This is a genomic window from Sinomonas humi (assembly GCF_000802235.1).
Lineage (GTDB): Bacteria > Actinomycetota > Actinomycetes > Actinomycetales > Micrococcaceae > Sinomonas > Sinomonas humi.
Map to the genome: position 1 here is coordinate 24726 of NZ_JTDL01000013.1, position 14811 is coordinate 39536.

General features: G+C 67.0%; 8 protein-coding genes. 1 reads left to right on the top strand and 7 read right to left on the bottom strand.

Going from position 1 to position 14811, the window contains the following annotated elements; all coding sequences use genetic code 11:
* Positions 1-31: 31 nt before the first annotated feature.
* A complete protein-coding gene (locus tag LK10_RS00945; RefSeq protein ID WP_043119401.1) occupies positions 32-1471 on the top strand; it encodes a GH1 family beta-glucosidase in 1440 nt (479 codons plus the stop codon).
* Here the strand turns inward: LK10_RS00945 and LK10_RS22800 are convergent, their stop codons facing one another.
* From LK10_RS22800 to LK10_RS00975, 7 genes are all read right to left on the bottom strand, one after another.
* Positions 1472-1597: a hypothetical protein gene (locus tag LK10_RS22800; RefSeq protein ID WP_269429477.1), complete on the bottom strand. Its 126-nt coding sequence runs from the start codon at positions 1595-1597 to the stop codon at positions 1472-1474.
* 46 nt (positions 1598-1643) lie between these two features.
* The gene (locus tag LK10_RS00950) at positions 1644-5453 is read right to left on the bottom strand and encodes a hypothetical protein (protein ID WP_043119402.1); all 3810 of its coding nucleotides are present in this window, start codon (positions 5451-5453) and stop codon (positions 1644-1646) included.
* A gap of 459 nt (positions 5454-5912) precedes the next feature.
* A complete protein-coding gene (gene tuf, locus LK10_RS00955) occupies positions 5913-7103 on the bottom strand; it encodes an elongation factor Tu (protein WP_043119403.1) in 1191 nt (396 codons plus the stop codon).
* A 211-nt stretch (positions 7104-7314) separates the two neighbouring features.
* Positions 7315-9429 carry an elongation factor G gene (fusA, locus tag LK10_RS00960; RefSeq protein ID WP_043119405.1) on the bottom strand — a complete coding sequence of 705 codons (2115 nt, stop codon included), beginning with the start codon at positions 9427-9429 and terminating at the stop codon, positions 7315-7317.
* Positions 9430-9505: 76 nt separating this feature from the next.
* On the bottom strand, positions 9506-9976 hold the full coding sequence (gene rpsG / locus LK10_RS00965; protein ID WP_043119406.1) for a 30S ribosomal protein S7: 471 nt from the start codon (positions 9974-9976) through the stop codon (positions 9506-9508).
* Positions 9976-10350, bottom strand: coding sequence for a 30S ribosomal protein S12 (gene rpsL / locus LK10_RS00970; protein WP_043119407.1), 375 nt, complete (start codon positions 10348-10350; stop codon positions 9976-9978). The genes rpsG and rpsL overlap by 1 nt, the downstream gene beginning before the upstream one ends.
* Before the next feature lie 522 nt (positions 10351-10872).
* Complete coding sequence (locus LK10_RS00975) at positions 10873-14775, bottom strand: DNA-directed RNA polymerase subunit beta' (RefSeq protein WP_043119408.1); 3903 nt, start codon at positions 14773-14775, stop codon at positions 10873-10875.
* Positions 14776-14811 lie beyond the last annotated feature (36 nt).

A 14811-nucleotide genomic window follows, 5' to 3' on the forward strand; every position in this document is an offset into this window, starting at 1 on the left:
CAAGCCGCTCACTCGGCGCGATGATAGGCCCATGCCTCGCGCCGCCGTCGACCGTCTGGCAGCCCTGCTGCCCCCGGGCTTCACGCTCGGGGTCGCCACGGCCGCCTTCCAGATCGAGGGCGCGGTCGACGACGACGGTCGCGGACCGTCGGGGTGGGACACCTTCGCGCACTCCCCCGGCATGATCGCCGAGGGCGCCTCGCCTGACATCGCCGACGACCACTACCACCGGGCAGACGAGGACCTAGCCCTTCTGGCACGTCTCGGCGTCGACGCCTACCGGCTCTCGATCGCGTGGCCACGCGTCCAGCCGGATGGCCGCGGAGCGTGGAACGAGAAGGGCTGGGCCTTCTACGAGCGCCTCCTCGACGGCCTGCTCGAGGCCGGAATCCGCCCCCTTGTGACGCTCTACCACTGGGACACCCCTCTTCCCCTCGAGAGGGAAGGTGGGTGGCTCTCACGCGGGACGGCGGAGCGGTTCGCCGACTATGCCGCAGAGGCAGGGCGACGGCTCGGCGACCGCGTGGGCCAGTGGATCACGCTCAACGAGCCGGCCACCGTCACGCTCAACGGGTATGCCCTCGGGGTGCACGCACCGGGAAGGCAGCTCCTCTACGACGCCCTCCCGACCATCCACCACCAGCTCCTCGCGCACGGCCTGGCGGTTCAGGCGCTGCGGGCGTCGACGGACGGCGGAATCGGGATCACGAACCTCCACTCGCCCGTCTCGGCGAAATCGTGGCGGCCGTTCGACCGGCTGCACGCGGGGCTCTTCGACGTCATCTTCAACCGCCTGTTCGCCGACCCCGTCATCCTCGGCCGATATCCCCGGGTTCCATGGTTCGCGAAACGCGATTTCGCACCGCTCCTACGCGCCGTACGCCCCGGCGATCTCGACCTCATCCGCCAGCCACTCGACTTCTACGGGCTCAACTACTACTACCCCATGCGGATCGGGGCAGGAGCGGCGCGCACCGCAGCGGTGCCGGTCGGGAACCACCCCCAGCTGGCCGCGCTAAAGCGCCTGCCGTTCCACCTCGCGGACTTTCCCGAGCTACCACACACCGGATTCGGCTGGCCGATCGCGCCGGCCCATCTGGGCACACTGCTCGCCCAGATGCGAGACCGTTACCGCGACGCGCTTCCCCCTGTGCTCGTGACCGAGAACGGCGCGAGCTTTCCTGAACCCGAGCATGCCGACGGACCGATCGACGACAGCGAGCGGATCGATTACCTCGCCGCCCACCTCGAGTCGGCACTCCTGTCAGTAGCTCCTGGCGCCCCAGCAGAGGGCGTGCAGCTTGCCGGCTGGTTCGTCTGGACCCTACTCGACAACTTCGAGTGGGCCGAGGGCTACACCCAGCGCTTCGGGCTCGTGCACGTGGACTTCGACACTCTCGAGCGGACGCCCAAGGCCTCGTTCGAGTGGCTCCGGCAGCTCACCGCGGCACGCGAACGGACCCCGGCGTAGCTACTCCCCGCGGTTCGCCCTGCGGATGCGGCGCGCGCGCTCGATCTCGTTCTTGAAGTTCTTGCGGATGCTGAAATAGCCGCCCACGATCACGATGAGCAGAGCGATGACGATTATCCAGGCCACGGCGGCCTTCCTCACTAGGGTGCTCCGGGCTGCCCGGTTGACGTTCCTACCGTAACAGCGTGCCGCGCGAGGCGCGCAGAAGCCACCAGACAGCCGCCCCGACAAGAGCAAGGCCGAGGGCGGCGAGCAGCAGATACGGGTAGGCACGGACAGCCCAAAGGACGCAGGCGAGCACCCCGACCCCGCCCCACGCCGCGAACCTGCGGTCCGCTGCCGCAAGTCCCGCAACGGTCAGGCCGACGAACACCAGAAGCAGCCAGATCTGCCGGGCAGCGTCCGCTTCGGGTGCCGAGACGAGGCCCACGAAGCTCGCCGTCCCGGCCGCAACGGTGAGCCATCGTTGGCCCACCCGGCGGCCATTTCTGCGATCACCGGCTATGTAGCGCAGCAGTGCTATGACGGCCGCGGCGGCGACGTACCACTGGACGAGCCAGTACATGCTGGGCTCATCGTCGGCGAAGACCGCACGTTGCGTTGCCGCCAGCACGACGACGCTGCCGAGTTCTGCTGATGCCCTCCGCCAGCGTTGGGGTACCTCGGAGACGACGAGCGCGACGAGGGCGGCCGCGAGAGCAGGAAGCAGATGCGCCGCGGGCCGGTCCCACGAGGCCAGCGCTGGCAGGATCAGGGCGAGTCCGGCCCCGGCGGCGAGGGACCAGCGGCGGACTGGATCGATCGCGAGCTGGACGACCGGCGCGGTGAGGTGCTCGTCGCCCCTCAGCCACAGAGGCGCCCAGCGGAGTGCGAGCCCGACGCCGGCCGGAATCAGGCCTCCGACGAGCAACGGCAGCACGTACCTCCACGGCGCAGACTCCCCTTCGAACACGCTCGTCCCGGCCGCGATCCCGGCCATGAGGAACCCCAGAACGCCCGTAGGAAATGTCGCTTCCGTCAGACCAGTGATGCTGCGCCACACCCAGCTGGCCGTGACGAGGACCGCGGCCCCGGCGCTGAGGGCGAGGCTCAGGACCCACGGCTCCTCGCCGAGAGCACCGATGAGCCCGGCAGACGCAAACAGCAGTCCGCCGGTGGTCCACGGCCAGACAGCGGGGCGCAGTCCGCTTTCACGCTGCTCTGGGCTGCCCCGTCTGGGCGCGCCGCCCCAACGGCCGAGGCCGAACGCGTGCGCACCCGCGAGCGCGGCCGAGGCGAGTACGAAGCCCAACGAAGAGAGGAGGGGCTCCGATAGTGGCTGGCCAGCTGGGAACGGGAAGGCTGGCCCAAGCCAGATCAGCGCAAGGAATGCGGCACTGGCCGCCCCGTCGCTGGCCCGCGGATGCTCGCGCAGTGTCGCCACCGCCGAGGCCGCGGCAAGTGCCGTTTCGACCAATAGGACCCACCGCCCGCCGCCCGCTTCGTTTCGGGATGTGAAGGCGTAGGCGATCGGCAGGGCAAGCTGGGCCGCCAACGCGCTCCAGTATGCCGCGCTCTGGAACGGGAGCCCCGGCGTCGTTCGCTGCAGCAGGCGGCGCACGGCGTGCTGCAGCGCAAGCCCGACAGCGAAGACGAGGCTCAGCACGGTCGGCGAGGCGGTCGCGTCGTGCGCGACGAGCCCCGCCAGGATGAGAGGCAGCGCCCGGGCCGCGAGAAGGTGAATGCCGCGAAGCCTGATCCCGGGGGCGAGGTACACCATCGCGGCTGCATAGGCGGCCGAGACCCCTACTGCGATCTCGAGGACTCGCAGGTCGCCGCGGGCAGCCACGGGGATCAGGGTCAGTACGGCGGGCAAAAGGGCCAGTGCGGCGGGGCGACGGCGGAGCACGACGCCGGACGTCGCGGCGCCGACCGTCAGCCCCACACAGAGAAGCGAAGTCGGAAGACCGAGGGAGCGAGGACCTCCGAGCCATTCCGTCAGGCTCGCCAGCATTGAGGCAGCGGTCGCTAGGCCAAGGGTGACCGTCACGTCTTCAAGCGCCCAGCGCGCCTCGGCGCCTCTGGCGGCTGCCGCCTTGGTGGCCCTTCGGGCCGCCGCCGCGAGCGGGACACAAAGCTGGGCGAGGGTGACGGCAGCGAGAATCTGCCACCCCGAGACTGGCTGGCCACCGACGTTCAGCCTCCACCCTTCGCGGCCAAGAGCGTGGAAGACCCCGAGGGCGAGGAGGATCCCCGCGATCCGAGTAAGCCACACGTAGGCCAAACGGCCCAGACTGCTTGGCAGGCGCAACGCTGAAGCGCCCAGTACGAGTGTCAGCACGCACAGAACCGAATTGGCGATACCCCACTGGTTTGCCAGGTACCCCTCGCCCGCAAGAACGGCCAAAAGGCTCGGCGGAACGGCGACGCAGAGGAGCGCGCCTCGCTTGCGCTCTTCGTCGCCCCTCGTGAAAACCGCCGAGAGTGCCACGCCTGCTCCGCAGACGAACGCTACAGTCACGGCATAGACGACCCAGCCCGTCGCCGTCACGGCCACTAGGCCGCAGCCGATAGCGGCCGCCGCGGACATGATCACGAGAGCCGCAGGACGGCCGAATTCGGCGAGACCGCGAACTCGTAGCAGCGCTGAGAGCAGGAGCTGGGCGGCGGCAACGCCAGCGAAAGCGGTGCCCAGGACTACCTCACGGCCGAGAGCGTCCCATACACCGGGCCCGCAGGCATCCACCACAGCAGGCACGGCGAGAAGGGACGCGTAGCGTGCCGCCGCCACCAACTGAGTCTGATGCCAAGGACGTCCCGCGATCGGCCGAGGATTGCGAGGCCGTCTAGCACGGATGAGCCAGTACACCGCTCCCCACCCGACAACCACGGCAAAGGGAACACGCCCCATCGACCCGTGCGCGATCACGAGGACGGCATAAGCTGCGCACGGAAGCCACTCGGCCACCCGACCGTGCCACCACGCCACGACTTGGGCGGCCACGAGCAGTGCCGCCGAGGACCAAAGCACGGCACCGCTGCCAAGGCGACCGTCCGCCGTGTCTCCCAGAACGCCCGTCACGGCCAGCAAAGAGATCAGACCGACCGCCGACGCCTGCTCGATACCAATGTGGCCGCGCTTGAGCCCCACCCGGGCCTCGAGGCGATCTCCGAGGAACACGACGAGGAAGACCTCGCCGGATAGGGTCACGGCCGCGGCCGCGATCGCGGCCGCGAACGGATCCGCGCCGTTCCCCAGCCATCCGAGGTCGGCGGCTTGGGCGAACCCGGAAGCCGTCGCGAGGGCTGCCGTCGCCCGTGCGCCCCACCATGAAAGCCGGCGCACGAGCGCCGGGCCCCGCACCAGAGCGGCCACGGAGAGGGAGGCACACACGGCGGCCACCAGTGCGGGGTACTGCCAACGCTCCAAAGTCCCGGACGCGATCGTTGCCGCGACCAGCACCGCGGGGGCCGCGAGCGGATGCACACGGACAACGGGACGCAGATAGGCCCGCGGAATCCATCGCGGACGAACGAGCGCGAGGACCCCCATGGCGGCCGACAAGACAAGGAGGGCCGCCAGATCAACGGCGAGGGCACCACCGAGCGCCGCAGCACCGGACCACGCCCCAGAGAACGCAAACGTGAGCGACGCGTAGACAAGAATGCGGCTCTCAAGCCGAACCGCCGCCATCCCGAACGCTATGAGCCCAAGAACGCTCGTCGCGAACCAGGTCAAGGCAGGACTGCGTACGGCCAGAACGTCGACCGCGAGACCAGAGACCGGCAGAAGCGCGAGTCCCGTGCCGGTGAACGCCACCGCAGCCGGCCGGAGACGTGGTACGCGTGGGTGCACCACCAGGCCGGTCGCATAGAACAGCGCCGTGACCGTGAGCAGGGCGACGAGTCGCAGGGCATCGCCCACGGCGCTCGCGAGGAACAGCGCAGCAGCCGCGACGAACAGGAGAGTCGCCGCGTACAGCGCGATGTTCGCGTTCAGCATTCCGCGGCGCCGGCGACGGCGGGCGGCGTCCTCGTCGTCGTACCTCTCGGAGCTGGGCTTCAGGGTAGGGGGATGCGCAGGGCGCGGCCCGCGGGGCAGCGGCGGCGCCGCTGGCGGGCGGAGGAATGGCGCTCTGCCTTCGACAGGCGGCCTCGCTCGGGGTGGTTGTGGCGGGGCCGGAGCCGAAGGCGCAGCGCTTGCCGCAGAACGGTCCTCCCAGCCAGCACGATGCCCCTCGATGAACCCAGCCCGGTGCCCCTGCAGGAAACCTTCGCGTCGCCCGACTTCGAGCCCCTCCGCGTAACCCGCGTCGAATTCGGAAGACCTGGTTACCATCATTCCCCCTCGGACGATTAATCCACTCGTTGGAATAATAGGCGACAAGAAAACCCCGCCGCAATCCTGCGACGGGGTTTCCTCAGCTAAGGCCTGCTACCGGCCCCCAAGATCTCGAAGAGACTACTTGATGATCTTGGTGACGCGGCCCGAGCCAACGGTGCGGCCACCCTCGCGGATGGCGAAGCCGAGGCCCTCTTCCATAGCGATCGGCTGGATGAGCTGAACAGTCATCTCAGTGTTGTCGCCGGGCATGACCATCTCGGTGCCCTCGGGGAGGGTGATGACGCCGGTCACGTCCGTGGTACGGAAGTAGAACTGCGGGCGGTAGTTCGAGTAGAACGGGTTGTGACGCCCACCCTCGTCCTTCGAGAGGATGTAGACGTTCGCCTCGAAGTCGGTGTGCGGGGTGATCGAACCCGGCTTGACGACGACCTGACCGCGCTCGACATCCTCGCGCTTGATACCGCGGAGGAGAAGACCACAGTTCTCGCCAGCCCATGCCTCGTCGAGCTGCTTGTGGAACATCTCGATACCCGTGACCGTGGTCTTCTGGATCGGGCGGATGCCGACGATCTCGACCTCGGAGTTCAGGGCGAGCGTGCCGCGCTCGGCGCGGCCCGTAACGACCGTGCCACGACCGGTGATCGTGAAGACGTCCTCGATCGGCATGAGGAACGGCTTGTCGCGGTCACGAACCGGATCCGGAACGTTCTCGTCGACAGCGTCCATGAGGTCCTCGACCGACTTGACCCACTTGGGATCGCCCTCGAGAGCCTTGAGGCCCGAGACGCGGATCACCGGAGCGTTGTCGCCGTCGAAGCCCTGCGAGGACAGGAGCTCGCGGACCTCCATCTCGACGAGGTCAAGGAGCTCCTCGTCGTCGACCATGTCAGCCTTGTTCAGCGCAACCAGGAGGTAGGGAACGCCGACCTGGCGGGCGAGCAGAACGTGCTCGCGAGTCTGGGCCATCGGACCATCGGTGGCGGCGACCACGAGGATCGCGCCGTCCATCTGAGCCGCACCGGTGATCATGTTCTTGATGTAGTCGGCGTGGCCCGGAGCGTCGACGTGAGCGTAGTGACGCTTCTCCGTCTGGTACTCGATGTGGGCGATGTTGATGGTGATGCCGCGCTGGCGCTCCTCAGGAGCCGCGTCGATCGACGAGAAGTCGCGCTTCTCGTTCAGGTCCGGGTACTTGTCGGCAAGCACCTTGGAAATGGCAGCGGTCAACGTGGTCTTACCGTGGTCGACGTGACCGATGGTGCCAATGTTGACGTGCGGCTTAGTCCGCTCGAACTTTGCCTTCGCCACTGGTTCCTCCTATGAAGGTTTCTTAAGAAGACTGCCTCCAGCCGCGCTTGTCGCAACTGAAACTCTGGCAAGTCTACTGGGGGGCTGTTTCTTTCGTAAAATTCGCGGGGCGTTCAGCCCCACAGTGTGGTGACCCGCCGCCGTCGTCCGCTATTGGGAGAAACCCTCTGGGTCAATCCCGAAGACGACGGCGTGCGGGCACCTTCCAGAACTACTCGCCGCGCGACTTCTGGATGATCTCTTCGGCGACAGCCTTCGGGACCTCGGAGTAGCTGTCGAACTGCATCGAGTAGACAGCACGGCCCTGGGTCCGGGAGCGCAGGTCGCCGATGTAGCCGAACATCTCGGACAGCGGGACGAGCGCACGGATCACCTTGACGCCCACCGCGTCCTCCATGGCCTGGATCTGGCCGCGGCGGGAGTTGAGGTCGCCGATGACATCGCCCATGTAGTCCTCAGGCGTGCGGACCTCAACCGCCATGAGCGGCTCGAGGAGCACCGGGTTGGCGCGGCGAGCGCCTTCCTTGAAGACCTGCGAACCGGCGATCTTGAACGCCATTTCCGAGGAGTCGACGTCGTGGTAGGCACCGTCGGTGAGGGACGCCTTGACGCCCACCATCGGGTAGCCCGCCAGGATGCCGAACTGCATGGCATCCTGGATGCCGGCATCGACCGACGGGATGTACTCGCGCGGCACGCGGCCACCCGTCACAGCGTTCACGAACTCGTAGAACGTGCCCTCCGACGTGTCGAGCGGCTCGAACGTGACCTGCACCTTCGCGAACTGGCCGGAACCACCAGTCTGCTTCTTGTGCGTGAAGTCGACCTTCTCGACCTTCTTCTTGATGGTCTCGCGGTACGCGACCTGCGGCTTGCCGACGTTGGCCTCGACCTTGAACTCGCGGCGCATGCGGTCCACGAGGATGTCGAGGTGGAGCTCGCCCATGCCGCCGATCTCGGTCTGGCCGGTCTCCTCGTTGAGGGAGACGGTGAACGTCGGGTCCTCAGCGGAGAGCTTCTGGATAGCCGTCGAGAGCTTCTCCTGGTCGCCCTTCGTCTTCGGCTCGATCGCGACGAAGATGACCGGCTCCGGGAACGTCATCGACTCGAGGACGATCGGGTTGTTGATATCGCAGAGCGTATCGCCCGTCGTCGTGTCCTTGAGGCCGATGACGGCGTAGATGTGGCCAGCGTGGAGCTCGTCTACCGGGTTCTCCTTGTTGGCGTGCATCTGGAAGAGCTTGCCGAGGCGCTCCTTCTTGCCCTTCGTCGAGTTCAGCACCTGCATGCCGGACGTCGCCTTGCCCGAGTACACGCGGATGAAGTTGAGCTGGCCGAAGAACGGGTGAGCCGCAATCTTGAACGCGAGGGCCGAGAACGGCTCCGTCTCGCTCGGCTTGCGGTTGAGCTCGACCGACTCGTCCTTCGGATCGTGGCCGACCATGGCCGGCACGTCGAGGGGCGAGGGAAGGTAGTCGATGACCGCGTCGAGCATGGGCTGAACGCCGCGGTTCTTGAACGCCGAGCCGCAGAAGACCGGGTAGATCTCGGAGTTGACGGTGAGCTTGCGCACACCCTCCTTGAGCTCCTCGACCGTGAGCTCTTCGCCCTCGAGGTACTTCTCCATGAGCTCCTCGGACGCCTCAGCGACGGTCTCGACGAGCTGGTGGCGGTACTCCTCAGCGCGCTCCTTGAGGTCCGCGGGGACCTCCTGGGTCTCATAGGCAGCACCCATGGTCACGTCGCCCTTGGCGTCGCCAGGCCAGACGAGGGCCTTCATGGTGAGCAGGTCGACGACACCGACGAAGTCGTTCTCAGAACCGATCGGAAGCTGCATGACGAGCGGCTTGGCCCCGAGGCGCTTCACGATCGTGTCGACGGTGAAGTAGAAGTCGGCGCCCAGCTTGTCCATCTTGTTGACGAAGCAGATGCGGGGCACGTCGTACTTGTCGGCCTGGCGCCAGACGGTCTCGGACTGCGGCTCGACGCCCTCCTTGCCGTCGAAGACGGCAACGGCGCCATCGAGCACACGCAGGGAGCGCTCGACCTCAACCGTGAAGTCCACGTGGCCGGGGGTGTCGATGATGTTGATCTGGTTCTGGTTCCAGAAGCAGGTAACGGCGGCGGACGTGATGGTGATGCCGCGCTCCTTCTCCTGCTCCATCCAGTCGGTCGTCGAAGCACCGTCGTGCGTCTCGCCGATCTTGTGGTTCACGCCCGTGTAGAAGAGGATCCGCTCGGTCGTGGTGGTCTTGCCGGCATCGATGTGCGCCATGATGCCGATATTGCGGACCTTGCTGAGGTCGGTAAGCACGTCGAGTGCCACGGTGTCTCCCTATGTTTCCCTTTGTAGGCTGCGCATTCGCCGCCGGCCCTCGTGAGGCCGGCGGCGAATCAGGCTCTTACCAGCGGTAGTGCGCGAAGGCCTTGTTCGACTCGGCCATCTTGTGCGTGTCCTCGCGGCGCTTGACCGCGGCACCGAGACCATTCGAGGCGTCCAGAAGCTCGTTCTGGAGGCGCTCGGTCATGGTCTTCTCGCGGCGGGCCTTCGAGTAGCCGACGAGCCAACGCAGGGCGAGCGCCGTTGCGCGGCCCGGCTTGACCTCGACGGGAACCTGGTAGGTCGCGCCACCGACGCGGCGGGACTTGACCTCAAGGGTCGGACGAACGTTGTCCATCGCCTTCTTGAGAGTGGCGACCGGATCGCCGCCGGTCTTCTGGCGGGCACCCTCGAGGGCGCCGTAGACGATGCGCTCAGCCGTGGACTTCTTGCCGTCGACGAGCACCTTGTTGATGAGCTGAGTGACGAGCGGCGAGCCGTAGACGGGGTCGACGACGAGCGGGCGCTTCGGGGCAGGACCCTTGCGAGGCATTACTTCTTCTCCTTCTTCGCGCCGTAGCGGCTGCGGGCCTGCTGACGGTTCTTGACGCCCTGCGTATCGAGCGCACCGCGGACGATCTTGTAGCGCACACCCGGGAGGTCCTTCACGCGGCCGCCGCGGACGAGCACGATCGAGTGCTCCTGCAGGTTGTGGCCGACGCCGGGAATGTACGCCGTGACCTCGACGCCACCGTTGAGGCGGACACGGGCCACCTTGCGGAGGGCCGAGTTCGGCTTCTTCGGGGTGGTCGTGTACACACGCGTGCACACGCCACGGCGCATGGGGCTGCCCTTGAGGGCAGGAGCCTTGGTCTTGGAGACCTTCGGCGTGCGGCCCTTGCGGACCAGCTGCTGAATAGTAGGCACTTTCGTGTTCTCCGTACTTCGTTGAACTTCGCCCGGACGGGCTTGCCCGGATGCCGGGCCTGCCTCAAGAGCATTTGACGGTCGATTCCACACTCGCTGCGGTGGTGTTCGACCGTAGGCGTGCGAAAGTGTGGCATTTGTTGCGCATCAACCCCGCAACCCGGAAACAGGCTTCCTCCGCGCCTTGACACGGCGGCCATCATCCTCTGCCACACAGAAACAATCGTAGAAATCTTAGCACGCGATGGACGTCCTCCCCTAAACGGCGTCTCCCCCACCGTTCAACCGTCACCTCCCGACGGTGCCCGAGGGCGGACGACGACGCAGCGCGCCCGAGCGGGGATCACGCCGTCGTCCGTTTTCTAGCCGCGCACCCGCGGGACGTGACCAACAAACGCGCGCGCACCCGCGGGACGTGACCAACAAAGGTGCGCGGCCGGCATCCCCTGAGGGAGGCCGGCCGCGCGTGGTTCGCTACGCCGTCGTCCGCTGCCCTAGAGCAGCAGACTCAGGACCCGGGCGTCAGCGGTAGTCGCCGCCGCCGAGGTCGTAGTCGTCGAGCGGAATCGCGTGGAACTCCTGGACGCCATCGCCGTCCAGGGGATCGTACGCGAAGTCGCTGAACGCGCTCGGACCGGTGAAGAGCGTCGCCTTGGCCTCCTCGGTCGGCTCGACCGCGACCTCGGTGTAACGGGGCAGACCCGTACCGGCCGGGATGAGCTTACCGATGATGACGTTCTCCTTGAGGCCGAGCAGCGGATCGCTCTTCGCTTCCATTGCAGCCTGCGTGAGGACGCGGGTCGTCTCCTGGAACGAAGCCGCCGAGAGCCAGGACTCCGTGGCGAGCGACGCCTTGGTGATGCCCATGAGCTCGGGACGGCCCGAGGCCGGCTTCTTGCCCTCGGACACGACGCGGCGGTTCTCGTCACGGTAGCGACGAGACTCGGCGAGCTCGCCCGGAAGCAGATCCGTGTCGCCGGACTCGATGACCGTGACGCGACGCAGCATCTGGCGGACGATGACCTCCACGTGCTTGTCGTGGATGCCGATGCCCTGCGAGCGGTAAACGCCCTGGACCTCGTCGACAAGGAACTTCTGCGCCTCGCGCGGACCCTGGATGCGCAGGACCTGCTTCGGATCGACCGGGCCGTTGACGAGCTTCTGCCCGACCTCGACGTGCTGACCTTCCTCCACGAGCAGACGCGCCCGGCGGGAGACCGGGTAGGCGATCTCCTCGGTGCCGTCGTCCGGGGTGAGGACGATGCGCAGCTGCTTCTCGGTGTCCTCGATCGAGACACGGCCTGCCGCCTCGGAGATCGGGGCGACACCCTTCGGGGTACGCGCCTCGAAGAGCTCCTGGATACGGGGAAGACCCTGCGTGATGTCCTCGCTGCCGGACGCCGAGACGGCGCCGCCGGTGTGGAACGTACGCATCGTCAGCTGCGTGCCAGGCTCACCGATCGACTGGGCGGCGATGATGCCGACCGCCTCGCCGATGTCGACGAGCTTGCCGCTCGCGAGCGAACGGCCATAGCACTTCGCACACGTACCGACCGCGGACTCACACGTGAGGACCGAACGGACACGGAGCTCGGTGATCCCCGCCTCGACGAGACGGTTGATGAGCACGTCGCCCAGGTCCGCACCGCCCTCGGCGAGCACGTTGCCCTCGGAGTCGACGACGTCGACTGCGAGCGTACGCGTGTACACCGTGTTCTCGACGTTCTCGTCGCGGACGAGCTCGCCGTTGTGGTCCGGGGTAGCGATCGGGACCATGAGGCCACGCTCGGTGCCGCAGTCCTCCTCGCGCACGATGACGTCCTGCGACACGTCGACGAGACGACGAGTGAGGTAGCCCGAGTTCGCCGTACGGAGAGCCGTATCGGCGAGGCCCTTTCGCGCACCGTGGGTGGCGATGAAGTACTCGAGCACCGACAGGCCCTCACGGTAGGAGGACTTGATCGGGCGCGGGATGATCTCGCCCTTCGGGTTGGCCACGAGGCCACGGATACCGGCGATCTGGCGAACCTGCATCCAGTTACCACGAGCGCCAGAGGAGACCATGCGGTTGATGGTGTTCATCTTCGGCATGGACTCGCGCATGACGGCCGCGATCTCAGTCGTCGCCTTGTCCCAGATCTCGATGAGCTCGGAACGGCGCTCCTCGTCGTCGATCAGGCCCTTGTCGTACTGGCTCTGGATCTTCGCCGCACGGTCCTCGTAGCCCGCGAGGATGGCCGGCTTCGCCTCGGGCACCGCGATGTCCGAGATGGCCACGGTGACGCCCGAACGGGTCGCCCAGTGGAAGCCTGCGTCCTTGAGGTTGTCGAGGGTCGCCGCGACGACGACCTTCGGGTAGCGCTCCGCGAGATCGTTGACGATCTGCGAGAGCTTGCCCTTGTCGGCGACGGACTCGACCCACGGGTAGTCCGCGGGAAGGGTCTCGTTGAAGATCACCTGGCCGAGCGACGTCTGGACGAGCGCCGGCTCGCCAGCCTCCCAGCCCTCGGGGGCGGGGCGCTCGGCGGACGGGACGAAGCCCTCGAGCCGGATCTTCACCTGCGCGTTGAGGTGCAGCTCGTGGTTGTCGTACGCCATGATCGCCTCGGGCACCGAGGAGAACACGCGGCCCTCGCCGGCTGCCGCCTCACGCTTGGTGGTGAGGTGGTAGAGGCCGATGATCATATCCTGCGACGGCAGGGTCACGGGGCGACCGTCCGACGGCTTCAGGATGTTGTTCGAGGACAGCATGAGGATGCGGGCCTCGGCCTGGGCCTCGGGGCTCAACGGCAGGTGCACGGCCATCTGGTCGCCGTCGAAGTCGGCGTTGAACGCCGCGCAGACGAGCGGGTGGAGCTGGATGGCCTTGCCCTCGACGAGCTGCGGCTCGAACGCCTGGATGCCGAGGCGGTGGAGGGTAGGTGCGCGGTTGAGCAGCACCGGGTGCTCCGTGATGATCTCCTCGAGCACGTCCCAGACCTGCGGCCGGTAGCGCTCGACCATCCGCTTGGCGCTCTTGATGTTCTGCGCGTGGTTGAGGTCCACGAGCCGCTTCATGACGAACGGCTTGAACAGCTCGAGCGCCATCTGCTTCGGCAGGCCGCACTGGTGGAGCTTGAGCTGCGGGCCGACGACGATGACCGAACGGCCCGAGTAGTCGACGCGCTTGCCGAGCAGGTTCTGGCGGAACCGGCCCTGCTTGCCCTTGAGCATGTCGGAGAGCGACTTGAGCGGACGGTTGCCCGGGCCCGTGACCGGGCGACCGCGACGGCCGTTGTCGAAGAGCGAGTCGACCGCTTCCTGAAGCATGCGCTTCTCGTTGTTCACGATGATCTCGGGCGCCCCGAGGTCAAGGAGCCGCTTGAGGCGGTTGTTGCGGTTGATCACACGGCGGTACAGGTCGTTCAGGTCGGAAGTCGCGAAGCGGCCACCGTCGAGCTGGACCATCGGGCGCAGCTCCGGCGGGATCACCGGGACGGCGTCGAGGACCATGCCCTGCGGCTTGTTGTCCGTCGTGAGGAAGGCGCTGACGACCTTCAGGCGCTTGAGCGCCCGGGTCTTCCGCTGGCCCTTGCCGTTCTGGATGATCTCGCGAAGCAGATCGGCCTCGGCCTCGAGATCGAAGGACTCCAGGCGCTTCTGGATCGCCTCGGCGCCCATCGAGCCCTCGAAGTACATGCCGTACCGGTCGCGGAGCTCGCGGTAGAGCGCCTCGTCGCCCTCGAGGTCTGCGACCTTGAGGTTCTTGAAGCGGTCCCACACGGCCTCGAGACGCTCGATGTCGGCATCCGCGCGCTTGCGGATGGTCGCCATCGTCTTGTCGGCGGAGTCGCGGGCCTTCTTCTTGTCGGCGGCCTTCGCACCCTCGGCCTCGAGGCGGGCGAGGTCCTCCTCGAGGTCACGGGCGACGGCGGCGATGTCCGAGTCACGTGCGTCGACGAGCTGCTTCTTCTCGAGGTCGTGCTCGGCCTGGAGGTTCGGCAGCTGGTCGTGGCGGCGCTCTTCATCGACGCTCGTGATCATGTACGCGGCGAAGTAGATGACCTTCTCAAGGTCCTTCGGGGCGAGGTCGAGCAGGTAGCCCAGACGCGACGGAACGCCCTTGAAGTACCAGATGTGGGTCACCGGAGCGGCGAGCTCGATGTGGCCCATGCGCTCACGGCGAACCTTGGCCCGCGTGACCTCGACGCCACACCGCTCGCAGATGATGCCCTTGAAGCGGACACGCTTGTACTTGCCGCAGTAGCACTCCCAGTCACGGGAAGGGCCGAAGATCTTCTCGCAGAAGAGGCCGTCCTTCTCAGGCTTGAGGGTGCGGTAGTTGATGGTTTCCGGCTTCTTGACCTCGCCGTGCGACCAGTTGCGGATGTCATCCGCGGTGGCGAGGCCGATCTGCATGAGGCCGAAGGAGGATTCGCTGGACAATATGGTCCCTGTTCTCTCGTTCTCTAAGTCGTTCGT

Excerpts from the sequence above, each read along its gene's own strand:
- LK10_RS00950 (WP_043119402.1), bottom strand. The coding sequence starts at position 5,453 with ATGCTGAACGCGAACATCGCGCTGTACGCGGCGACTCTCCTGTTCGTC.
- rpsG (WP_043119406.1), bottom strand. The coding sequence starts at position 9,976 with ATGCCTCGCAAGGGTCCTGCCCCGAAGCGCCCGCTCGTCGTCGACCCC.
- LK10_RS00945 (WP_043119401.1), top strand. The coding sequence starts at position 32 with ATGCCTCGCGCCGCCGTCGACCGTCTGGCAGCCCTGCTGCCCCCGGGC.